19 protein-coding genes are annotated in these 24,249 nt (G+C 43.9%); 14 read left to right on the top strand and 5 right to left on the bottom strand.

What is annotated here, in order from left to right; all coding sequences use genetic code 11:
* Window positions 1–209: 209 nt before the first annotated feature.
* Entirely contained in the window at window positions 210–839 is a 630-nt protein-coding gene (locus NAF19_RS01050; protein WP_252787885.1) for a tetratricopeptide repeat protein, read from the bottom strand.
* A 369-nt stretch (window positions 840–1,208) separates the two neighbouring features.
* On the opposite strand from NAF19_RS01050, the gene lon reads away from it, so the two are divergent.
* The 3 genes from lon to NAF19_RS01035 all read left to right on the top strand — a co-directional run bounded on the left by lon (window position 1,209) and on the right by NAF19_RS01035 (window position 5,475).
* Window positions 1,209–3,683 (top strand): endopeptidase La, encoded by a 2,475-nt coding sequence (lon, locus tag NAF19_RS01045; protein ID WP_252787884.1) that lies wholly within the window; start codon window positions 1,209–1,211, stop codon window positions 3,681–3,683.
* A gap of 187 nt (window positions 3,684–3,870) precedes the next feature.
* Window positions 3,871–4,422: a hypothetical protein gene (locus NAF19_RS01040; protein ID WP_252787883.1), complete on the top strand. Its 552-nt coding sequence runs from the start codon at window positions 3,871–3,873 to the stop codon at window positions 4,420–4,422.
* Between the two features lie 81 nt (window positions 4,423–4,503).
* The gene (locus NAF19_RS01035) at window positions 4,504–5,475 is read left to right on the top strand and encodes a lipid A deacylase LpxR family protein (protein WP_252787882.1); all 972 of its coding nucleotides are present in this window, start codon (window positions 4,504–4,506) and stop codon (window positions 5,473–5,475) included.
* 89 nt (window positions 5,476–5,564) lie between these two features.
* Here NAF19_RS01035 and NAF19_RS01030 read toward each other — a convergent pair whose 3' ends face one another.
* Both NAF19_RS01030 and NAF19_RS01025 read right to left on the bottom strand, forming a co-directional pair.
* Entirely contained in the window at window positions 5,565–5,774 is a 210-nt protein-coding gene (locus tag NAF19_RS01030) for a hypothetical protein (RefSeq protein WP_252787881.1), read from the bottom strand.
* A 15-nt stretch (window positions 5,775–5,789) separates the two neighbouring features.
* A complete protein-coding gene (locus NAF19_RS01025; RefSeq protein WP_252787880.1) occupies window positions 5,790–5,975 on the bottom strand; it encodes a hypothetical protein in 186 nt (61 codons plus the stop codon).
* A 201-nt stretch (window positions 5,976–6,176) separates the two neighbouring features.
* Between NAF19_RS01025 and cmk the strand changes: the two genes are divergently transcribed.
* On the top strand, window positions 6,177–6,857 hold the full coding sequence (cmk, locus tag NAF19_RS01020; protein WP_252787879.1) for a (d)CMP kinase: 681 nt from the start codon (window positions 6,177–6,179) through the stop codon (window positions 6,855–6,857).
* Between the two features lie 102 nt (window positions 6,858–6,959).
* On the opposite strand, the gene NAF19_RS01015 is transcribed toward cmk, so the two are convergent.
* Both NAF19_RS01015 and NAF19_RS01010 read right to left on the bottom strand, forming a co-directional pair.
* On the bottom strand, window positions 6,960–7,427 hold the full coding sequence (locus NAF19_RS01015) for a deoxycytidylate deaminase (protein WP_252787878.1): 468 nt from the start codon (window positions 7,425–7,427) through the stop codon (window positions 6,960–6,962).
* 113 nt (window positions 7,428–7,540) lie between these two features.
* Window positions 7,541–9,022 carry an MFS transporter gene (locus tag NAF19_RS01010; RefSeq protein ID WP_252787877.1) on the bottom strand — a complete coding sequence of 494 codons (1,482 nt, stop codon included), beginning with the start codon at window positions 9,020–9,022 and terminating at the stop codon, window positions 7,541–7,543.
* Window positions 9,023–9,198: 176 nt separating this feature from the next.
* On the opposite strand from NAF19_RS01010, the gene NAF19_RS01005 reads away from it, so the two are divergent.
* The 10 genes from NAF19_RS01005 (at window position 9,199) to NAF19_RS00965 (ending at window position 24,245) form a co-directional block, all read left to right on the top strand.
* On the top strand, window positions 9,199–9,867 hold the full coding sequence (locus NAF19_RS01005; protein ID WP_252787876.1) for a LysE family translocator: 669 nt from the start codon (window positions 9,199–9,201) through the stop codon (window positions 9,865–9,867).
* 249 nt (window positions 9,868–10,116) lie between these two features.
* Window positions 10,117–10,248: a hypothetical protein gene (locus tag NAF19_RS30500; protein WP_256484188.1), complete on the top strand. Its 132-nt coding sequence runs from the start codon at window positions 10,117–10,119 to the stop codon at window positions 10,246–10,248.
* A gap of 2 nt (window positions 10,249–10,250) precedes the next feature.
* Window positions 10,251–10,574, top strand: a complete 324-nt coding sequence (locus NAF19_RS01000) for a hypothetical protein (RefSeq protein ID WP_252787875.1) — start codon at window positions 10,251–10,253, stop codon at window positions 10,572–10,574.
* A gap of 225 nt (window positions 10,575–10,799) precedes the next feature.
* Window positions 10,800–11,687 (top strand): AraC family transcriptional regulator, encoded by an 888-nt coding sequence (locus NAF19_RS00995; protein ID WP_252787874.1) that lies wholly within the window; start codon window positions 10,800–10,802, stop codon window positions 11,685–11,687.
* Between the two features lie 410 nt (window positions 11,688–12,097).
* Window positions 12,098–16,258: a hybrid sensor histidine kinase/response regulator transcription factor gene (locus NAF19_RS00990; protein WP_252787873.1), complete on the top strand. Its 4,161-nt coding sequence runs from the start codon at window positions 12,098–12,100 to the stop codon at window positions 16,256–16,258.
* A 25-nt stretch (window positions 16,259–16,283) separates the two neighbouring features.
* Entirely contained in the window at window positions 16,284–17,645 is a 1,362-nt protein-coding gene (locus NAF19_RS00985; RefSeq protein ID WP_252787872.1) for a glycoside hydrolase family 27 protein, read from the top strand.
* A 252-nt stretch (window positions 17,646–17,897) separates the two neighbouring features.
* Entirely contained in the window at window positions 17,898–20,360 is a 2,463-nt protein-coding gene (locus NAF19_RS00980; protein ID WP_252787871.1) for a glycoside hydrolase family 95 protein, read from the top strand.
* Window positions 20,360–21,133 (top strand): SGNH/GDSL hydrolase family protein, encoded by a 774-nt coding sequence (locus NAF19_RS00975; protein WP_252787870.1) that lies wholly within the window; start codon window positions 20,360–20,362, stop codon window positions 21,131–21,133. The genes NAF19_RS00980 and NAF19_RS00975 overlap by 1 nt, the downstream gene beginning before the upstream one ends.
* A 175-nt stretch (window positions 21,134–21,308) precedes the next feature.
* Window positions 21,309–23,720: a glycoside hydrolase family 31 protein gene (locus tag NAF19_RS00970; RefSeq protein ID WP_252787869.1), complete on the top strand. Its 2,412-nt coding sequence runs from the start codon at window positions 21,309–21,311 to the stop codon at window positions 23,718–23,720.
* 93 nt (window positions 23,721–23,813) lie between these two features.
* Complete coding sequence (locus tag NAF19_RS00965) at window positions 23,814–24,245, top strand: putative quinol monooxygenase (RefSeq protein WP_252787868.1); 432 nt, start codon at window positions 23,814–23,816, stop codon at window positions 24,243–24,245.
* Window positions 24,246–24,249: the final 4 nt, after the last annotated feature.

Below are 24,249 nucleotides of genomic sequence, written 5' to 3'. Positions count from 1 at the left end.
CCGGACGATTGGTCTTTACCTCACCATGCCCTCGCCAAAGGAGAGGGGGCGCATCGAGGGAAACGGGTTCAAAAAAAGCACATTTGCCACGTAAAATGTTCCATTTTTACACGCGGAACACCCGGAACGCTGTGAAACAAGCTGATTATCAGGTGTTTTGTATTTAACCGAAATTATATATTGAAGACTTCAGATTAACGACTACGGACTTATTTATGCGCTTGTGCTTCGGCGAGTTTTTGTTTCGAAAGGTCGATCAAAGCCGAAATATCCATCCGGCCGGAGTTATCGTTCAATACTTTTTCCAAATCGGCAATCGACGCTTTTAACGAATTAACTGCCCTGGCTTTATCGTAGGAGTGGCCGGTAGACTGCATTTTAAATACACCATATTCGCGGTAAGCAATGCCCCTAACCTGGTAATATTTGTTCCGGGTGTCATCCGGATCGATAGCAATGGCTTTGGTAAGGTCGAATATGGCTCCTAATAAATACTTTTCTTTGTCGGCAGGGCTGGTTTGGTTGTCCTTGCCTAAATAGCCCTTTGCCCTGGCCCTGTAGTAGTAGGCGGTTGCATCCGTTGGGTTTATCGCAATTTCTTTTGTATAAGCAGCAATCGACTTTTTATAATTCTCGCTATGGTAGTAAGAATAGCCCAGCATCAGCAAAGCGGTCGAATTGGTTGAATCAATTAAGCATGCCCGTTCAAGCTGTGCCACAGCAACTTTAAAATCCCCGTCCATTAAAGCCTGTTGGCCTAATTTGATATAGGAATTTTGAGCAACCAGGTTTTCAACAGAAGAAATAATTAAAAAAGAAATAATTACCGAAATCTTCATCCAGGGCTATTTGTGATTATCAAAACAGTATATATGTAAACTGTTATAGCAAGAAAATATTATGCCATTACAGCTTTTTTTGTGTTGGTAGTACTAATAATTTATCAAACAGGCCACGATGATATGACTTTTTTTCATCTTTATCAATAATTTTATTTTTTTAGGTTATAACCCACAGTGTTTGTAATACACATATTATCAGTGTTTTATAGCCTAAAAACAATTGTAGGTGATTATTGCTGTTTATTGGCACACCTCTTGAACCATAGTAATACCACAGGAATTATTGTTATTTAACCTGTGTAAAATTGCCCGTATCTTTGCGGGCTGACAATATGACGTTTTTATACAAAACATAAAAGGTAGTTGATGAATTTTGATCCATTTGATTTTAAAAGTGCTTTACCGGTAATAAATGAAGATTCAGAGTTTTTTCCCCTGATGTCGACCGAAGACGAAGAGGAAATGAACAATGAGGCTTTGCCGGACATATTATCCATACTACCGCTGCGCAATACCGTATTGTTCCCCGGTGTCGTTATCCCGATAACCGTTGGTCGCGATAAATCAATCAAACTTATCCGCGATGCAAATAAAGGCAGCCGGATGATTGGGGTAGTTGCTCAACAAGATGTGGCGATTGAGGACCCCTCTTTTTCCCAGTTAAACAAAACAGGCACCATTGCACTCATCGTAAAAATGCTGCAAATGCCTGACGGTAACACCACCGTTATACTGCAGGGCAAAAAACGCTTTGTTTTAAAGGACGAAGTACAGAGCGTTCCATATATCAAAGCTACGATCGAACCTTTTAAAGAGTCGAAACATAAAGAGGATAAAGAGTTTAAGGCGATGGTTTCGTCGATAAAGGATATGGCTATGAGCATTATCCAGCTGTCGCCAAATATTCCCAGCGAAGCCGGTATCGCCATCCGCAATATCGAAAGCACTTCATTTTTGATAAATTTCATATCATCAAACATGAATGCCGACATGCTGGCAAAACAACAATTGCTGGAAGAACCCAACCTGCGCAACAGGGCAAACCTGGTACTTGAGCACTTGACTTTAGACCTGCAGATGCTGGAACTTAAAAACCAAATTCAAAGCAAGGTTAGGGTTGATTTGGACAAGCAGCAGCGCGATTACTTTTTAAACCAGCAGCTAAAAACCATACAGGAAGAACTAGGCGGCTCATCGCCCGACCTGGAGATTGACAGCCTGAAACTGCGCGCTTCAAAAAAGAAGTGGGGCAAGGATGTTAAAGACCATTTTAATAAAGAGCTTGAAAAACTGGTACGTACTAACCCAGCTGCAGCTGATTATTCGGTGCAGATAAATTACCTTGAGCTTTTGCTTGATTTACCGTGGAACGAATTTACCAAGGATAACTTCGACCTGAAACGGGCCCAAAAAGTTCTGGACAAGGATCATTTTGGTCTGGATAAAGTAAAACAACGTATTATTGAATATCTGGCGGTGCTTAAGTTGAAGCACGATATGAAAGCGCCTATTCTTTGCCTGGTTGGCCCTCCGGGCGTCGGCAAAACATCACTTGGCAAATCTATAGCTAAAGCATTAGGGCGTAAATATGTGCGGATGGCTTTAGGTGGCATCCGTGATGAAGCCGAGATAAGGGGACACCGTAAAACATACATCGGCGCAATGCCTGGTCGCATCATCCAATCGGTAAAAAAAGCCGGCGCAGCCAATCCAGTTTTTATTTTGGATGAAATTGATAAGGTAGGTAATGATTTCAGGGGAGACCCGTCTTCTGCGTTGCTCGAAGTGCTCGACCCTGAACAGAACAGCACTTTTTACGATCACTATGTGGAGATGGATTTCGACCTCTCGAATGTGATGTTCATCGCGACAGCAAACTCTTTAAGCACCATACAGCCGGCACTGCTGGACCGTATGGAGATTATAGAAGTAAATGGCTATACTATTGAAGAAAAGATTGAAATAGCCAAACAACACCTTGTGCCGAAACAACGTGAGGCGCATGGGCTGAAAGCGAAGGACGTGGTGGTTAAGCCAGAGATTATCGAAAAATTGATAGTCGACTATACCCGTGAATCAGGAGTGCGTGCGCTTGAGAAAAAAATAGGCTCGCTGGTGCGTGGTGTGGCAAAAAATATTGCCATGGAAGAACCCTATAACCCCACCGTAAACAAAAAGGAAGTCGAAAAAATACTCGGCGCACCAATATTTGATAAAGACCTTTATGAAGGTAACGATGTCGCCGGCGTAGTAACCGGCCTTGCCTGGACATCGGTTGGCGGCGATATACTGTTCATTGAGGCCAGCTTAAGCCCCGGTAAAGGCAAATTAACCTTAACCGGCAGCCTTGGCGATGTAATGAAGGAATCGGTTACTATAGCACTTGCTTACCTGCGTGCCCACGCATCATATTTTGATATCGACCCGAGGCTTTTTGATTTGTGGGATATACATGTGCATGTTCCGGCAGGCGCTACGCCGAAGGACGGGCCGTCGGCAGGTATCACAATGCTTACTGCTTTAACATCGGCCTTTACCCAGCGTAAAATAAAACCACACCTGGCCATGACCGGTGAAATAACCCTGCGCGGCCGTGTGTTGCCGGTAGGGGGTATCAAAGAAAAAATACTTGCCGCCAAACGTGCCAACATAAAAGAGATAATTTTATGCGCATCAAACCGGAAAGATATATTAGAAATTAAGGAAGATTATATAAAAGACCTTAAATTTAATTACGTTACCGAAATGCGTGAGGTTATTGACCTGGCACTGTTAAATGAAAAGGTAATTGACCCGATTGACCTTGCTGTAAAAGAAGCTGTTAGCAATCCTGCAGCTTAATCCACGTTTGTTAATATCTTTGGCTAACGGCTTCCTGAAATTGCCTGTAACTTGGCAAATCAGGAAGCCGTTGTAATACGTAGCCGGTATAAGCTGAAACTTTTTTAGCAGCATCAGCGTATTACATGTTATCGTAATTATAAAGTAATTATGCTAACAGTTAATAAACCCCAAACAATTTAAAAAAGTGAAGAAAACTTTTACCCTAAAAGCCGTTTTTTTATTGCTCTTTATCACATCATCATTTTATTTGAGAGCCCAAAACCTTGAAGCAAACCCTATTAAAAGGGATACAACAGTTGAGGACGTTAAAAAGCCCCGTACAGTATTTTTGGAAGTTGGTGGCCCGGGACTTGCACTTACCATTAACTACGACACCCGTTTTGGTCAAAGAAGGGACAAATGGGGTTACAGGATTGGCGCAGGTTACTACAACACCGGTGCAAATTGGGTGGCGTCTGTCCCCCTGCAAATAAATTACCTGGCCGGGTTAACCCGCACAGCGCCCAATAGTTTTATTGAAATTGGCGCAGGCACGACTTTTGTACGCTCGCATGGCACCACTAATGGAACGTTTTTTCAATTTGATAACATAACCGGCTTTATAGGTACTGCTACATTAGGCTATCGCTTTCAGCAGGATAATGGCGGTATTAATTTCAGGATAGCGTTCGTACCCGTTTTATACGACGATGGCGTAATTGCCGAAGGCGGTTTCAGCATTGGCTATACGTTCTAATATTAAAAGGTAAAAATATTTACAAAGGCCCTGAATTATCGGGGCTTTTGCTATTTTAGGCAGTTAATCCAAAAAAACCGGATGAGAATAAAATTTTTACCCTTCCTTTTTAGCTTTTTTTGTGCTGCAAACGTTTTAGCCCAATCACACAGTACCGAAATAGGCTTACAAACCGACAATGATTCCTACTTGTTGCAAGGTTCAGACAGGTATTATACCGATGGTATTTACCTGCATTACCGACACGCGTTAACCGTGTACAAAGACAGTAAACTGGCTAACAAAGTGTTTGGTATTGAGTTTGGCCAAAAAATATATAACCCCCAAAGTGGCAGCGTGCTGTTTAAAGGTGCTGACCAGCCTTACCTGGTCGACAGACCCTTTGCTGGCTACCTTTACGCCGGTGCTACGCTCAACTTCCTGTATAAAAATGAAAGTAACTTAAAACTTGGCGCCCAGGTAGGTATTATTGGGCCGGGCGCTTACGGCAAAGAGGTGCAGGATTATGTGCATGATCACTTTGGTTTTTACCACCCCGATGGCTGGGAGTTCCAGATACACAACGAGGCGCAGCTTAATCTATCGGCCGCATTTAACGGGCTGATAACACGGGGTAGCTGGATTGATGTTTCATACGCAACTTATGTAAACCTGGGCAATGGCTTTAGCGGCGCAGGTGCGGGCGGGATGTTGCGCGTAGGCTCCTTTAACCAGCTATTTAACTCGGTAGCTACACAAAGCAGCGCTATTAAAACACAAACCATAGCGCCACTACATGCACACGAGATATTTTTTTACTACAAGCCGCTATTAAATTATGTGTTGTACGATGCAACTATTGAAGGCGGTTTATTTAACAATCACAACGCCCCCGGCAGCATCGAAATAAGGGGTACTAAAGAGCCGTTTATTTTTAGCAACCAGTTTGGCGTAGCATTTACAACCGGTCGATTTGTTATTGACGCCGCTGCTATTTTCCATACGCAGGAAACCAAAGAAATGGTGCGATCAGAACAATGGGGTAGTATAACTGCCCTGTATAGGTTTAGGTAGAGAGATTAGAGGTTGGTTAATTAGAAATTAGTTGTCTGGGATTAAGCCCACTCAAAAACGGCCTGCCGCAATTAACTAATCTCTCGTCTCTAATCTCCAATCACTCGTCTCCGGCTTTCTTTTTTTGCCGAATTTATTTTTTTTGAGTCCAGCCGGGCTGCCTTAACGGCTTTGCTTACTTTGGTGGGCTTGCGTGCTTTTGGTTTGTGTAACGCTTTGGTTAGTAAAACTATAAGCCTTTCAATTGCTTTTTCCTTATTTAAATATTGGCTGCGCTCCTCGTCGCAAATTATTTGCACCAGGCCATCTTTGTTTTAACGATTTTGTAATTTTTCGTTTAGAACAGCCTTTTCTTCCTCGGTAAACAAGGCGGAATTATCTACCGAGAACAGCAGTTCAACTTTACTGGATACCTTGTTAACGTTTTGTCCGCCCTTGCCGCCGCTGCGCGATGCCTTGTAGGTGGTTTCTTTTTGCAGTTCGGCTTTGTTAAAATTCATAGGGCGAATTTAGGAGAAAGTTTGCAGTTTACGGTTGGCAGTTTGCAGCGACGCCCGACATTATTGTTGATAAACTGCAAACTCGTCACGGCCAGCCACCTGCTTTTTTTACGGGAAAGGCAGCCGCCACTGTCGATTTTTTCAAAAAAACTGCCAACTGCTCACTGCCAACTGCCTACTTTTTCACTACCTTCGCCTCACATGGGTAACAATATAGTAGTTGCAATTGATGGCTATTCATCATGCGGAAAAAGCACTTTGGCAAAAGCTTTGGCCAAAAAACTCCATTTTATTTATGTTGATAGCGGGGCAATGTACCGGGCGGTTGCCTTATATTTTTTAAGGAACAATATCGATTTAACAAATCATCAACAAATCGCCGAAGCGCTTAAAAATATCCACCTTAATTTCCATTCGCGCGATTACCAGACCCATATTACACTGAACGACGAAGAGGTATCAGATGAGATAAGGCAAATGCCAGTTTCTGAATTGGTAAGTTCTGTATCAGCTATACGCGAAGTTAGGCACGAGATGGTGAAGCAGCAGCAACGCATGGGCAAATCAAAAAACATTGTGATGGATGGCCGCGACATAGGTACCGCCGTTTTCCCTGATGCCCCTGTTAAAATTTTCATGACTGCCGATCCCAAGATCCGGGCAGAGCGGCGGTACAAAGAACTGCACCCGAACAACCCCGATATAACCCTGGAAGACGTTTTTGAAAACCTGGCCCACCGTGACTACCAGGACACCACCCGCGCCGAAAGCCCTTTGGTGCGGGCCGAGGATGCAATTATATTGGATAATACCGATTTGACGCCTGATGAACAGTTACTGTTTGCTTTGAGTAAAGTAGAACCGTTGCTTGACACGATTTAAGGATTAGTAGGATTTAAATGATTTTTAGCTTCCTGTAAGTTAAGGTTATTGGTACTTACAGTATCTCCTAATCGTTGGCTGCAAACGAATCCTGTAAATCTTTTAAATCGCTGAATCATGTTCAAATCTGGTAGCCTTCACCCCAAACTTGTTCAAAAAATCAACCCCTTCATCACTGCCGATGCCTTTATAGGCAGCATAGGATTTATCAAAAAAAACCCTTTTTACACCTGCAGAAAAGATGAGCCTTGCACAGGGCAGGCAAGGGGATAGTGTGGTATACAATGTAGCACCTTCAAGATTGGCGCCGTTTTTAACTGCATAAAGTATGGCGTTTTGCTCTGCGTGTAATGCAAGTGAACAGCTACCTTTTGAGTCGCGGGCGCATCCGGTTTCAGGCCATTCTTCATCGCAATTGTGTGTACCAGCCGGAGGTCCGTTGTAACCGATTGAGATGATGCGTGTATCCTTCACTAAAACAGCACCTACCTGGGCTTTTACGCAATGCGAGCGACTAGCAAGATCGGTTGCCAGGTTCATATAAATCCGATCGAAGGATAATTTGGTCATTGGTCAGTATCTTTAGTCATTTGTATTTGAGCCGAAGGATTAGACTAAAAACGTCATTGGTCACCAGTTTTTACACCAATGACCAATGACTTAATGACTATCCTGCGAAGGGCTTAGTGTGCTCCCTGCAATTCTACTTTATCAAAATCGATACCTTGTGATTTTAATGCGCTTTTAGCTTTAATAGCATAAAATGCTAAATAGGCAAAACAGCCAACACCAACCAGGTACGACCATTGAATACCCAATAGATGATTGTCGGCTAAGTAGCCTTGCAATAAGCTTATTACACCACCACCCATAATCATCATGATTAAAAAGCTTGAACCTTGGTTCGTATGCCTGCCAAGGCCGGTAACGGCAAGTGTGTAAATACATGGCCATAGTGTTGAGCAAAATAAACCAACACTAATAAACGCAAACACGCTTACCATGCCCGATGACATCATGCCGATGAATAATGCGGCTATTGCGCAACCCGAGAAAATTAAAAGCTGGCGCGCAGGATTGCCACGGCTTAACAAATCGGCAATTATTAATACTACAATTACAAATGCATAAATATAAAACGGCGTAACATCGTGCTGGGCAATCCGGTTAACAGCCAGGAATACTGCGAAAGCGATATAAGGCATAATAAACCTTAGCGCTTTTTTTATACCGTCGCCGAAGCTAAATGCACCTACGGAGGCAGTCCATCGTCCAATCATCAAACTGGCCCAATATAAAGATATGAAAGGGGCAATGTTAGCGGTTGGGATGTTCAGCTTCTCTTTCATAAATGCAGGTAAATTACTTGCGGTTGATACCTCAACCCCTACATAAACAAATATGGCTATCATGCCTAACGACAATTGAAGATAACTGAATGCGTTTTTTCTGTCGGCAGTTTTTGGCGTTTTTGTGCCTTTTGCCGAGTCCGTTGGCGATGTAATTACCTCGTCGGTAACAGTTGGAATTTTGTCGGGAACGCTGGAGAATTTAAAAATGATAGCTACAACTATAAATAACGCACCTAATATAAGGTATGGAAATTTTACCGCGCTGATACTTGCTACGTGAGTAGTACCTCCAACCTGGCCGAAAATGGCTAAGCTTACCAACAGCGGCCCTATAGTGGTGCCAAAGTTGTTTACCCCGCCCGTTAAACTTAAACGCATGGCACCCGTTTTGGGGTCACCAAGCGCTACAACCAAAGCATTGGCGGCAATTTGCTGAAGCGAAAATCCAAGACCGACAATAAATAAACCAGATATCATTAGAAGGAACGAAGCAGCTTCGGCAGCCGGATAGAACAATAAAGTACCCAGGGCTGAAAGCACCAGGCCCGCGGCTATACCATTTTTATAGCCAAACTTGTTTAATATATCGCCTCCTATTGATTGCGAGATAAAGAAGTAAATTAACGAACCAATAGTATAGGCAAAATAAAAAGCGAACGATATCATTTGCGATTGCCACTGTTCTAAATTAAGCTTCTCCTTAAAAACAGGTATTAAAATATCATTACTGGCGGCTACGAAGCCCCAAAAGAAAAATACCGTAACAAGCGTAAGCAAGGCAGAGCCGTAATTTTTTGAGTTTTTTTGTTCCATTGTTTTAATTAGGTTTATACACGCGGTGTATTTGAAACACTAAACATAGGGATTTTTTATAATTCTGCTATATTTTTTAATTAATAAATCACAATTTTAAGTTTGGTTGTTTACTATATAAAGTTGCATATTCGTGCTGCCTTTTTTAAAATTAACTGGCACATAAGCCTTAATTAATGATAGAAGCTATTATTTCGGGTATTGGGTTTGGGTTAGTGCTTACGTTTTTAACCGGCCCTGTGTTTTTTGCATTAATAAAAACCAGCATCGAAAAGGGCTTCCATGCAGGTGTTGCATTAGCTTTGGGCGTGGTTTGCAGCGACATGGTTTTTGTTGGCGCCATACTGTTCGGCTCACAATATTTTGATATTACCGCACACGATAAAACCTACGCAGGCATATTTGGCAGCGCCATTCTGTTTGCCATCGGTATTTACTACATGTTCAAAAAGTCTGAAATAAACTATAAGAACACCATCCCCACCAAGCTGCACCGCGCAGGCTACTTTTTGAAAGGCTTTGTGATGTGCATTTTTAACCCAACCATTTTATTCCATTGGACGATAGTGATTGGCGCGGCAAGTACAGTTTACCACGAAGGTGTGCCCAATCGCTCATTGAAAATCGGGATAATGTTTTTAACTATCCTTATCGTGCAGTTTGGCCTGGATACCACAAAAGCCTTTTATGCCGATAAGCTGCGCGACCGTATATCGGTAAAATTTGTGCACCGGCTTAACGAGGTTGCCGGTATTGCGCTTATTATTGCCGCGTTTGTGCTGCTGGATAAGCTGGTTACCCACTTTATTTTTTCCCCTCCGGGTGGTGTTGCGCTTGGGTATTAGTTATCCCATTATTATGCTCCCTTAATCTCGCACAATTGAGGGAACTTGCGCCAGTTTGAGACTTATGATATTTATTATCGGCCAGCAGCCAAACTTTGCTTTAAAAAACCTACCTTTAAAATTTCCATACTACCGCAGTAGCTGCGTTTAAACGTTGTTTCGTCTATCTTCTTAAACAATACTTATCATTCGGCTAATAATACCCTGGTATCTGCGTTTAATTATTTATTCCATTAAACATTACCAATAATGAGCAAAGACAAAAAGACCATCAAAGAGGTAAAAAAAGCCCCGAGCGTTAACGCAAATAAAAAGGTATCGTCGTACCAGTCAGAAAAAGGTTCGAAATCTGAAATTGCCACAGGCAAAAAACCTAAATAAGCATGAGCGTACAAACTGTAGATGCTCAAACCCGTATGTACCTGTACGATTTAATGAATGCCGCCAGCGAGCACGGCTTTAAAGCCGACGATATTTGGGAATTGAGCATGGTTACAGCTAGTGGCCGCTCAAAACTTCATAAAGATTATTTTCCGGCTGTGTCCATAAAAGTTGGTCCCGAAATGTTATTGCAGGTCTTTCATGCGACTCAAAAGGGACTAAAGCAATCATCATACAACGAAAGCCAGTTACCAACTGCAAAAAATATACTTACCGACGAAATTAATTACCTGGTCGCCTTTAATTTGAAAAGGCCAAGGGGATAGTTTTTTAAAACTCTTATTTGAAGAGCAATATGCATTGGCGTTTTGCTCTTTTTTATTTTATCGCCGTTGTTCGGATCACTTAAAAGCCGTTTACTCCCAATAATCTCATCCTTATTTACTCGCCGGTTAACATTTGTTATATAAACATAAACTTTTGTGGGATTAATAAAAATTGTAATGCCATAGCTTTACAAAACCAAATAACAACCTCCAATTTTAAAAACAATGTACCAGGCAGTCACTCCGGGCGTAATGCACGAAATAACACCTTTAACTCCGGGCGATTGTTTCACCATATCGTCAAGAATAAAAAAGGATTTTGACTTCCCGCTGCACTATCACAGCGAATATGAACTCACCCTGATATTAAATGCCAAAGGCGCCAAACGTATTGTGGGCGGCAGCATTGGCGTGGTTGACGATATCGAGCTGGTGTTTATCGGCCCCAACCTGTACCATTCCTGGTTCAACCATCAGCGCAAACCCGGCGACATACAGGAAGTAACCATCCAGTTTCATAAGGATTTATTTGGAGAGGGCTTTTTAAAACGCAACCAGCTAAGCATGCTCAAAAGCATGTTTAACAATGCCCAGCGCGGTATACTTTTTTCGCAGGAAACAGCAGTGGGCGTGCTGGACAGCATCGTGAATTTAAAACAGAAAACCCAGTTCGAGGCCGTACTGGCCTTGTTGTCAATTCTGCACAGTTTATCGGTCGCGCCAAATATAAAGTTGTTGTCGGAGCCGGGCTTTGCCAGCGAGAAATTTGCCTATAAGAGCCGCAGGGTTGAAAAGGTGTTTGAGTTTTTATATGATAACTTCGAAAAACCAATTGCGCTTGCCGAGGCGGCAAAAATAGCAAATATGCCCACCGTTTCGTTCAGCAGGTTTTTTAAAAAACGTACCGGCAAATCGTTTATCGATACTATTAACGAAATAAGACTGGGCCACGCATCGCGCATGTTGGTTGATACAAATTATACCATTGCCCTCATCGCTTATAAATGTGGCTTCAACAACATCTCTAATTTCAACCGCGCTTTTAAACGCAAAAAACAATGCGTGCCCCGCGAATTCAGGGAAACCTATACCTCGGGGAAAGTTTTTATATAAAATTAGCGGTTAACATTTTTATCCTTCTGTAACATTTGTGGTATCAAATTTAACATTTGTCGTATCCATGTGCTGTATAAACCCCTAACTTTACCACCAATGCTTTAGCAGCAAGCCAATAAATAAACCTGTTACGCGCAGCAAACGCGGTTTAATTGTATTTAACGTTTTTTTGATGTGATAAATAGCTATGCTGCGTGCAGTTGAAAATTAATTACTGTTATATTAACAATTATTGCATAGATTAGATTAAGAATAGAACCAAGATAGTAGAACCAAGAAATCAAGAGGCAAGAATCAAGAGCAGGAACTAACGAGTAAGAAATTAAGAAAAATGCCAGTAAATTTTGCGGCTTTTTTTCTCTTATCTTGAATCTTGTCATCTTGATTCTTGTCTCCCAACAAAAAAGATGCACTTTAGAGTTTACAAAATTGTTATCCTGTTTATGGTGATGCAGCAATGGCTGTATGCACAAAACACGACGTATCAATTTTCGCACCTGGACATCACCAATGGTTTGTCGATAAACCAGGTGAGCAGCATTTTTAAAGATGCCGAGGGATTTATGTGGTTCGGTACTATAAGTGGATTAAACAGGTACGACGGCTATAAATTTAAAGTATTTAAACACCGCGCAAATGATCCAACATCATTGGGAGATAATGCCGTTGCAGGCATTTTTGAAGGCCCCGGCAAAAAACTCTGGATAAAAACCCACAGCGGGTTCAGCATATACGACGCGATCACCGAAAAATTTTCTAACGACATCGCCCGCGAACTCGTTAAATATAAAGTATTAACCGACCAGCTGACCAACATTAAAAAAGACAACCAGGGTAATTTTTGGTTTTTAACCAACAACGAGGGTTTATATTGCTACGACCCTAAAACCAATACAACCAGTTTTTTTAACAGCGCCGGTAATAATTCAATTTCCATTTTACACTCTGATGCTGTGACTGACGTTGTGGAAGATGGCCACAGGTTTATGTGGCTTGTTTATTCCGACGGTGAAATTGACAAACTCGATGTCCGTACCAGCACCATAGTTGCGCAAACCAGTAAATTATCCAAAGCCAACAATAACAAGCCCGAAAGGTATTCGGTAAGTGTTGATAACCAAAACAACCTGTGGCTGTTTGCCGCTGATAGTCCGCTTGGAGTTTACCGTTACAACCCTAACACCGATGTGCTCGACCATTTCAGCACCGAAACCGGCAGCACCAGGCTCAATTACAATGTTATTTATAGCATTTTACAGGCCGACGACAACAAAATATGGATTGGTACAGACCACGGGGGCATAAACATCATCAATCCGGCCAATAACAATATACAATATGTATTAAATAAGGAGGATGATGCTAAATCGCTGCAGGGTAACAGTACGGTGCTTTACAAAGACAACATCGGCATAATTTGGGCAGGTACCTTTAAGCAGGGGATAAGCTATTACCACAAAAGTATCATCCAGTTCCCGCTGGTAAGGCATTACCTTTCGGATGCCAGGAGTCTGCCTTATGAGGATGTGGACTGCTTCGCAGATGATGGAAAAGGCAACTTATGGATGGGTACCAACGGCGGCGGACTGGTCTATTACGATGCCGGCACAAAAACGTACACCCAATACAAACATAACCCCGCCGACGCCAGCAGCCTTGCTAACAATGTGGTGATAAGCCTTTGCATAGACCATGATCATAAGCTTTGGGTTGGCACGTATTTTGGCGGGCTGGATCGTTTTGAAGGCGGCAGGTTCGTTCATTATAAACATAACGACACCGATCCTTCCAGCATATCAGACGACAGGGTATATACCATTATAGAAGACTCGTCGCAAAAGCTGTGGATAGGCACGTTTGCGGGTGCAATCAATATTTACGACAGGGCTACCAATAGTTTTCAGCACCCCAATTACCAGATGCTGTCAAACTACACTGCAATTATATATGAAGACCGGCAAAAAAACATCTGGATAGGCCGCGATAAGGGTATCGATTTTATAGCCACGGGCAGCACAATAGCCCGGCATTACAAAAACCAGCCCAATAACCCCAATAGCCTTATTGGTAACGATGTAAATACCATTTTGCAGGACACCCGCGGCCTGATGTGGATGGGCGCCAAAGATGGCTTAAGCGTATTAAACCCCAAAACAAATAAATTTTACAACCTCAACGAAGCAAATGGTTTGCCTGCCAATGATGTATTGAAGATACTGGAAGATAACAACGGCAAAATTTGGCTCAGCACACCTAATGGCATGGCCGCCATTACAGCGCTGCAGGCTGGTAGAGGATACACCTTCCACATAAATAAATTTGATGAGTCAGACGGGTTGCAGGGGCGTGAATTTAATGCCTATGCCGCTATTAAAAGGCCCAATGGCGATATGATATTTGGCGGTGCACATGGGTTTAATGTTTTTAACCCGGCTGCCATCAGTATAACAAAAAGCAAGCCCCAATTGCTGTTTACCGATTTCCAACTGTTTAACAAAAGCGTAACCGCTGGCGATACCATTAATGGCAACGTGGTGCTCAAAAGCTCCATTACCAGCACAAAAAATTTGATACTGAACCACAATGAAAACGATTTTAGCATTGAGTTTGCGGCCACGGAATATTTTAACCCGGATAAAATTGTTTACCAATACAAGCTGGAAGACTTTGATAAACAATGGTTGTCGGTGCCCAACAATTCGCGCAAGGCAACATTTACCAACCTTGACGCCGGCGATTATGTATTTAAAGTGCGCGCAAGCAATATCAACGATATTGGTAACACCAGCATTATCATCCTCAATATAAAGGTGTTGCCACCATGGTGGAAGTCGCCGCTTGCTTATGTGTTTTACGTGCTGCTAATAGGCTGTATTTTGTTTTTTATCCGCCACCGCGGCATTATGAAGCTGCGGAACGAATTCAGGCTTAAGCATGATAAGCTGGAGGAAGAACGGCAAATCGCCAACGAGCGCGAAGAGGCCCGCCGCATGCATCAGCTTGACGTAATGAAGATTAAATTTTTCACCAACGTAAGCCACGAATTCCGGACACCATTGTCGCTGATATTGTCGCCTATTGATGATTTAATAAAAACTGCCGAGAAGCCTGACCAGCAGCAACAACTTACCATGATAAAACGCAACGGCAAACGGCTGCTCAACCTGGTAAACCAGTTGCTCGATTTTCGTAAAATGGAGTATAACGAGCTTAAGCTCAGTCTGAAAAAGGGCGATATCATCCATTTTATAAAAGAGGTTTCATCGTCGTTCACGGATGTGGCACATCAAAAACAGATACAGTTTCTATTTGAAAGCGAGGTTACTTCGTTCGTTACAAATTACGATCACGACAAGATTGAACGGGTGCTGTTTAACCTGTTATCAAATGCATTTAAGTTTACCCAGTCGGGCGGTTATATAAGTGTAATGATAAACTTGTTTTCGCCCGATGTTTTTGCGCACGACCAAAAGATACTGGAGATAAAAATCATGGATACAGGTATCGGTATACCCGCCGAAAACCAGGAAAAGATTTTTGAGCGCTTTTTCCAGGACAACATGCCTGAGAGCCTGCTTAACCAGGGCAGCGGTATCGGTTTGTCAATAACCAAAGAATTTGTTAAGATGCATGGCGGCGATATCAAAATTGAAAGCGAGCCCGATTATGGCACCTGCTTCACCATCGAGTTGCCTGTTGGCGACTTACACGAAGAGTCGTTAATAGATCTTCCTGATGCGATTGAAACGCTGTACCCTGCATTGCCGGCAGCCGAAAATGTAAATAACTCCTCAAAAAAGCCGGCTATTTTATTGATAGAGGATAATGATGATTTACGATTTTACTTAAAGGATAACCTGAAGCATAGCTTCCATATTATTGAAGCAGTAAACGGCAAGGATGGGTGGCAAAAAGCTCTTGCGTTGCACCCTAAGCTTATTGTAAGCGATGTAAGTATGCCCGAAATGAATGGCATCGAGCTTTGCAAGAAAATAAAAGCCGACAGCCGCACGGCGCAAATTCCAATTATTTTGCTCACGGCGCTAACCAGTCAGGAAGACCAGTTAACAGGCCTTAACAGCGGCGCTAATGATTATATTGTTAAGCCATTTAACTTTGAAATATTGCTGTCGAAAATTCATGGGTTGTTAAAGATTACTAAAACTTACCAGAAACAGGTTGATGTGCAGGCATCGGGTATCGAGGTGGTGTCGGAAGATGAAAAGTTTTTAAAGAACGCCTTTGCCTGTATTGAAAAGAACATAACGAACCCGAATTTCTCGGTTGAAGAAATGAGCCGGAACATGAACCTGAGCAGGGTGTCGCTTTACAAAAAGCTATTGGTGCTTACCGGTAAAACCCCGGTTGACTGTATCCGAACCATCCGCCTGAAGCGGGCAGTGCAGCTGCTTGAGAAAAGCAAGCTGAGCATTGCCAGTGTCGCCTACGAAGTTGGATTTAACAACGCTGCCTACTTTGCCAAGGTTTTTCGCGAGGAATTTGGTATGTTGCCCTCCGAATACATTGTTGAATTGCGCAGTAAAGAAAAAGAAGAAACCCTTAATTAATTAACGCAGAGAACTTACAACCGTCATGAAATACCTGTACGCCGTGCTCGTTTGCGCCTTAGTATCAATTTCCATTTCCTCACCGGCACAAAACGTTGCCTTAACCCCGCCCATGGGCTGGAACAGCTACAATTGTTTCGGTTCGGCCGTGCACGAGGATGAAGTAAAAGCCAATGCCGATTATGTGGCCAAAAACCTGAAACAAGTTGGCTGGCAATATATTGTAGTCGATTTTTTATGGTCGTACGATAACCCTCCGGGTAGCAACATCGGTAACCCGTTTCAACAGCGCTTGCCGGATGGTTCCTACATTCCATGGCTCACCATGGACAAATGGGGCCGGCTAAGCCCGCAGCCCAACAAATTTCCATCGGCATTTGGCGGCAAGGGCTTTGGTCCGCTGGCAGAGTATGTGCACGGCCTTGGGCTAAAATTTGGCATCCACGTTATGCGCGGCATCCCGCGACAGGCGGTTTGGGCAAAATCGCCGGTGAAAGGAACAAACGGCATCACTGCTGATATGATTGCCGACACCAATTCAAAATGCCCCTGGATGAACCACATGTACGGACTGAATATGAAAAAGCCCGGCGCCCAGGAATATTTAAACTCGATATTGGAGTTATATGCTGATTGGGGCGTTGATTTTATCAAAGTGGATGACCTTTCGCGGCCCTATAGCGAGCCCGAAGTGGAAGGCTACTATAAGGCTATTGAGCATTGCGCCCGGCCAATTGTATTAAGTCTTTCACCGGGTGCAACACCCGTTGGTGAAACCGACCACTTGCTCAGGAATGCCAATATGTGGCGCATGGCCGATGATTTTTGGGATAACTGGAAAGAAATAACCGGCATGATGAAGTATGCTAAACAATGGGAAGGTGTAGGTGTGCAGGGCCACTGGCCCGATTGCGACATGATACAAATAGGCAAGCTGTCAAAACGAGGCCCGGTGGGTGTGGAGCGCTACAGCCGCTTTACCGAGGACGAGGAATATACGCACATGACGTTTTGGAGCATATTCCGCTCGCCCTTAATGTTGGGCGGCAACCTGCCCGAAAACCGGCCTTTTGAACTAAGCCTGTTTAATAACGCCGAAGTTATTGCAGTAAACCAGCAAGGCGAAAACCCAAGGCAGTTGTTTGAAAAAGACGGAAAAACAATATGGTACTCGCACGCGCAGGGCAGCAAAGACATGTACGTAGCGCTGTTTAACCTGGGCGAGCAACCGCAGGATATTGATTTTACCTTTGCATCAATAGGCATGATCGGTAAAATTGCCGTAAGGGACCTTTGGAAGAAACAGGACGTGGGCATATTTAAGCAGAGCTATCATCAGCAGGTTAATAAGCATGGGGCGGTGCTGCTGAAGTTGGTGGCGCAGTAGGAATAGAGTCAAGAGACAAGAATCAAGAGCCAAGATAGAAATTAGGATGTGCGGAACATCTTTTGGTGTGTCGTTTCGCGATGGGCGTTGCCCATCGCTGGCGAATTTGACCCCTTCACGGTCAGAAACACATATGTGAACTCAAAAACAAAATGCCCTGAAAGGGCTAAATCCATCAGCACAGGGCACCGCCCTGTGCGGCAACGGCGGACAATTTGACCGTCAACTAACCACGATACCCAACTGAAAAGCATGAAAAAATTCCTTATCCTCTTTACCTGTTTAATCCCCTTCGCCGGCATTTGCCAGGATAACCTAAAACTTTGGTACAAACAGCCCGCAAAGGTTTGGACGGATGCCTTGCCATTGGGTAACGGTCGCCTGGGCGCCATGGTTTTTGGCCGGGTTAAGCAAGAGCTTATCCAGCTAAACGAAGCTACACTGTGGAGTGGCGGCCCGGTGCGCACCAACGTAAATCCGGATGCCTATGCCAATTTATTACTGGCGAGGGAAGCGCTTTTTAAGGATGAAGATTATGCAAAGGCGTACAATTATGCTAAAAATATGCAAGGCTATTATTCCGAATCGTATTTGCCACTGGGAGATTTAACCATAACCCAGGATTTAAAAGATACCGTACCCACCGCCTACTACCGCGACCTTAATATCAGGAACGCCATATCGACAACCCGTTATACCATTAATGGCGTAACTTATACCCGGCAGGTAATAATATCCGCACCAAGCCAGGTAATTGTTATCCACTTTACTGCGAGTAAAGCAGGACAGCTGAATTTTAAATTAGGGGCAGCCAGCTTATTAAAGCATAGCATGGTTATGTTACCGGGAAACCAGCTTGCCATGAAAGGCAAAGCCCCGGCGCACGCCGACCCTAATTACGTCGACTCGGCAAACCCGATTACTTATGATGTTACAGGTTGTAAGGGCATGCGTTTTCAGCTGCAAATAAAGGCTGTAAGCAAGGATGGGAAAATAAGTGCTGATACAACAGGTGTTAATGTTAAAAACGCAACAGAGGCCACTATTTTTCTTTCGGCGGCCACTAGTTTCAACGGCTTTGATAGATGCCCGGTATCTGAAGGAAAGGACGAAAGCAAAATAGCCGGCGATTATATGAAAAAGGCATCGGCGCAAAGCTGGCCTACATTATTGGCGGCACATTATGCCGATTATCGCCACTTCTTCAACCGGGTATCCTTCAAGTTGGCGACCCCTGCCGATAACAGCAACGCAAGCCTTCCAACCGATGAGCGCCTGGTTGCTTACACTTCCGGCGTGAAAGACCCTGACCTGGAAACACTCTACTTTCAATATGGCAGGTATCTGCTGATATCAAGCTCGCGAACCAAAGGCGTGCCGGCTAACTTGCAGGGAATATGGAATAAGGAGCTGCGACCACCCTGGAGCTCGAACTATACCACCAATATTAACACGCAAATGAATTACTGGCCCGCTGAGGTTGCCAACCTTTCTGAAATGCACGTGCCGCTTATCGATTTTATAAAAAATGTGGCTGTTACCGGCAGGCGTACTGCAAAAGAATTTTACCACGCCAAAGGCTGGGTGCTGCACCACAACAGTGATATCTGGGCGCTTACCAACCCCGTGGGCGACAAAGGCAAAGGCGACCCCACCTGGGCCAACTGGACAATGGGATCGCCCTGGATGTCGCAGCATTTGTGGTGGCATTACCAATATACAAAAGATAAAAAATACCTTCGCGAAGTAGCTTATCCGTTAATGAAAGGCGCTGCCCAGTTTTGTGAAGACTGGCTGGTGCCCGATAAAGACGGCTACCTGGTTACCGCCCCATCTGTGTCTCCCGAAAATGCTTTTTTTGATGATAAAGGGAAAAAGGCCAGTGTATCCATTGCTACTACCATGGATATGTCTATCATCCGCGATTTGTTTGCCAATGTAATTGCCGCCGCAAATGAGTTAGGCGATGATAAAGCTTTTCGCGATACCATCATTGCCAAACAGGCTAAATTGTACCCGTTCCATATTGGTAAAAAAGGAAATTTGCAAGAGTGGTATAAAGATTGGGAAGACCCCGAGCCACACCATCGCCATGTTTCACACTTGTTCGGCTTGTTTCCAGGTAACCAAATTTCGCCGGTAAATACACCGGAGTTGACCGCTGCTGCCAAAAAAACGCTTGAACTGCGTGGCGATGAAGGTACCGGCTGGAGCCTCGCCTGGAAAATAAACTTTTGGGCCCGCCTGCTTGATGGGAACCATAGCTACAAAATGATAAAAGATTTGTTAAGAGCTACGGCAGTTTCCGGTACTAAATACTCTGGCGGTGGCGGTTCTTACATTAATTTGTTTGATGCACATCCGCCTTTCCAGATCGATGGCAATTTTGGCGGAGTATCAGGCATGGCCGAAATGCTGCTGCAAAGCCAGAACAACGAAATAAATATGCTGCCCGCCCTTCCCGATGCGTGGGCCACCGGCGAAATATCCGGTTTAAAGGCCCGCGGAAATTTTGAGGTAAGTATGCGGTGGAAAGATATGAAACTTACAAGTGCATCGGTGTTGGCGGTAGTCGGCGGTAAATGCACTATTCGTACCGGCGCGCCAATAAAGGTTGCAGGTGTGACGGCCGGTTCAAAAAGAACAGCCAACGGTTATGTAACCACATTTAACACACAAAAAGGAGCGCGGTACAAAATAAGCAGCATAATTTAATGCACGAAAAAGAAGAATCATCAAGGCGGAATTTTATAAAACAAGCATCGGTGGCAGGTGCTGCTGCACTTGCCATTCCATCGGCGTTGGATGGCTTTTCGATAACGTCAGACGATGAAGGAAATGGTTTTACGTTCCTGTTCCAGGGCGATTCCATTACAGACGGTAACCGCAGCCGCAATACGGATTGGAATCATGTTTTGGGTCACGGTTATGCCTATTTAATTGCCGCCCGACTTTGGTATCAGCTGCCCAAAAAGGGCTTTCACTTTTTTAACCGGGGAATAAGCGGCAATACGGTTATGGACCTGGCCGCTCGCTGGGCCGACGACACCATCGCAATAAAACCCGATGTGCTAAGCATTTTAATAGGCGTTAACGATACCATGCACGCAGTTGGAGGCGATAAAAGATTTACGGTTGAAAGCTACGAAAACGATTACCGCGCGCTGTTAACCCAAACCAAACAACAGTTGCCGCAGGTTGAACTTGTTATTTGCGAGCCGTTTATATTGCCAGTTGGCCGGGTAAAAGATAAATGGGTTGACTATAAACGTGAAGTTACCGGTCGGCAGCAAGTTGCCAAAAAGCTTGCAGCAGAATTTAATGCCATTTTTGTTCCCTTGCAGGATAGTTTTAACCAGTCGGCGGCCAAATATCCGCCTGCCGAATATTGGATGTGGGACGGCATACACCCCATGCCAAACGGCCACGAACTGTTTGCAAGGGAATGGATAAAGTACGCTGGTAAAAAGCTGCACTTTATAAGGTGATGCCCAGCTACCTTTTTTGTAAAGCGTACAAAATACACCATCTTACACCAAATTATGGGTATTGTAAACATTTGTGTTACACTTATTACTATTTGTGGTATTTGTTTTTAAAAAACGAAAGTAGTTTTAGACCCTGATCTTCAACCACGGTCAAAACCTAAAATAACCCTGTTAAATGAAAAAAAGTTTTGCTAAAGAGTTTCTTTTGAAACCGGCTGCGTTTTTACTTACTGCCTTGCTATTGGTAAACACCACGAAGGCCTCAGTAATATCGTACAAAAAAAATGCCGATGGCGTTACGTTCAAGCTTGATAAAGGCCTAATGAACGTAAAGATTTGTAAAGCGGATATTGTTGAAGTTAAATACACCATTCTTGACGCCTTCCCTGCCAAAAACTCGCTGGTAGTAAATAATCCCTGGGCCGGAAAGACTTCATTTACGGTTACAGAACACAGCGGACAAATAGTTATTACCACTGCGAGGCTTAACATCAGCATAAATAAAGCAAACAACGCTATAACTTACACCAACAAAAAAGGTGAGGTGATAATTGCCGAGGGCACTGAAAATAAAAGCATGGTGCCAGCAATGGTAGCAGGCATCTCAACCTATAGCTGTACTACAAATTTCAATTCGCCGGCCGATGAAGCGCTTTTTGGTTTAGGCTGTCATCCCGAAGATTCATTATCTATCAACTATAAAGGCCGTAACCAGGAAATGCTGATTAAGTACATGACAGGCGCCATCCCGGTAATGCTATCGAATAAAGGCTACGGCATTTTATGGGACAATTACGCCGCATCAAACTTTTACGGCGCAGAAGCAGGTAATACCCAATACAAATACGTATCCGAAAGCGGCAAAATGGTGGACTATTACTTTTTTTACGGCCCTGATTTCGACAGGATTATCGATTTATACCGCACTGCTTCCGGGCGTGCGCCGATGTTCCCTAAGTGGTCATTGGGTTTATTCCAGTCGCAGGATAAATATACCCGGCAGGACGAAATCCTGGGTGTAAAAGATAATTACCGCAACAACCACATACCTGTTGACGCCATTGTGCAGGATTGGTACTGGTGGTCGCCGCTGCCTATGGGCTCTCATGTGATGGATAAAGGCAGGTACCCCAATCCAAAAGCAATGATCGACGAGCTGCATAAAGCAAACATGCATGCCATGTTATCTATTTGGCCGGTATTTGGCAGCGGGACGCGCGATTTTGACGATTTAAAAAGTAAAGGTTTTTTAACCAGCATTACCTGGGATAATTTTGTTACACACACTTATGATACCTACTACGATGCCCATAACCCCAAAGCCCGCCAGCGTTACTGGGAGCAGGCCCGCGATAGCGTAATAAAACGCTATGGCTGGGATGCCTGGTGGGTAGACCAATGCGAGCCTGATAACGGCAGCCTGTTGGACGAGCGCCGCAAAGCCGTTTTTTCGGTTGGCAAAGGCATCGATTACTTTAATACTTACTCATTAGAACACTCAAAAGGGCTTTACAAAGGATGGCGCGCAGATATACCGGGCAAACGCGCTTTCTTGCTTATCAGGCAGTCGTTTGCCGGCGAGCAGCGTAATGCAGCCACCTTATGGTCGTCTGATATTACCTGTACATTTGCATCCCTTCGTAACCAAATTCCGCAGGGTATTAATGCTTGTGTTTCGGGTATTCCATATTGGACGTCGGACATCGGCGGCTATCTTTCGCGTGTAGATAAAGATGGCATCCCAGATTGGTCACAGCCTAAGTACCGTGAGCTGTTTACCCGCTGGTTCCAGTTTGGCACATTCAGCCCGATCATGCGTATCCACGGCAAAGGCGAGCGGGCATTGTTTTCAAAGAACTGGGATGAAAAAACCAGGGCAATTTTGTTAAACTATGACAAGTTAAGGTACCGCCTGCTACCGTATACCTACTCGCTGGCGGCAAAGGTTACCAATGATAATTATACCATTATGCGTTCACTGGCATTTGACTTCAGGAACGATAAAAATGTGTACAACATACCCGACCAATACATGTTCGGCCCGGCATTTTTGGTAAACCCGGTAACCAAACCAATGTATACTCCAAGCAACGCCGATGCGATAGCAAAAACACGCCAGGTTTACCTGCCGAAAGGCAACAAATGGTACAACTTCTGGACGGGCGAAGCACTTGAGGGTGGCCAAACCATTGATGCAACAGCAACTATCGAGACTATGCCGCTTTATGTTAAGGCAGGTTCGGTAGTACCTATGGGCCCGAATATTGAATATGCCACTCAAAACCCGGGAGGCCCAATCGAACTGCGTGTTTATGCCGGCGCCGATGGTAGCTTTAAGTATTACGAAGACGAGAACGACAATTACAATTACGAGAAAGGTAATCATGCCAGTTTTAGTTTCAAGTGGAACGATAAACTAAACCAGTTAACTATTACCGATAGAAAAGGTAGTTACCCAGGTATGCCGAAGAAACGTATTTTTAATATAGTGCTGGTAAAAGAAGGGCATGGCGAAAACGTTGACATTAGCAGCAAAGCAGATAAAAGTGTGAGTTATGCAGGGCAGCAAATGGTGGTAAAGCTATAAAGCTTTATTAGCGGGTGTTGTGAAGATTATTATTGCCGGTAATAATATAATTTTTACAACATTTGCTTAGATAACGTTTTGTCACCAAGGGCTATGAATAAACTTACCGAGATTATTAAAGCACGGCTATCCCAGGGTAGCCGTGCTGTTTTTATTGTTACTATGTATATACTTGCGCTTAGTTTTAGTAAAAAAGCAATGGCGCAGCAAAGAACTCAAATGGTAAGGCTGGCAAAAATCCAGGTGGACCCACCGCAACTGGAGAAATATAATGCCGCTCTTAAAGAACAAATGACCACCGCTGTAGGCGCAGAGCCGGGCGTGTTAACATACTACGCCGTTGCCGATAAAAACAATCCATCACACATAACAATCCTCGAAATTTATGCCGATACAGGGGCATACAAGGCACATATTGAAACCGCTCACTTTAAAAAATACAAAGAGACTGTTAAGAATATGGTGACGTCGCTGGAGTTGGTTGACGTCAACTTAATTGGCTCTGCAAAAAAGCCGGGTATGTAACTGG

The sequence above is a fragment of the Mucilaginibacter flavidus genome, from assembly GCF_024055575.1.
Taxonomy (GTDB): domain Bacteria; phylum Bacteroidota; class Bacteroidia; order Sphingobacteriales; family Sphingobacteriaceae; genus Mucilaginibacter; species Mucilaginibacter flavidus.
This window is presented reverse-complemented; position numbering and strand designations above follow the sequence as displayed.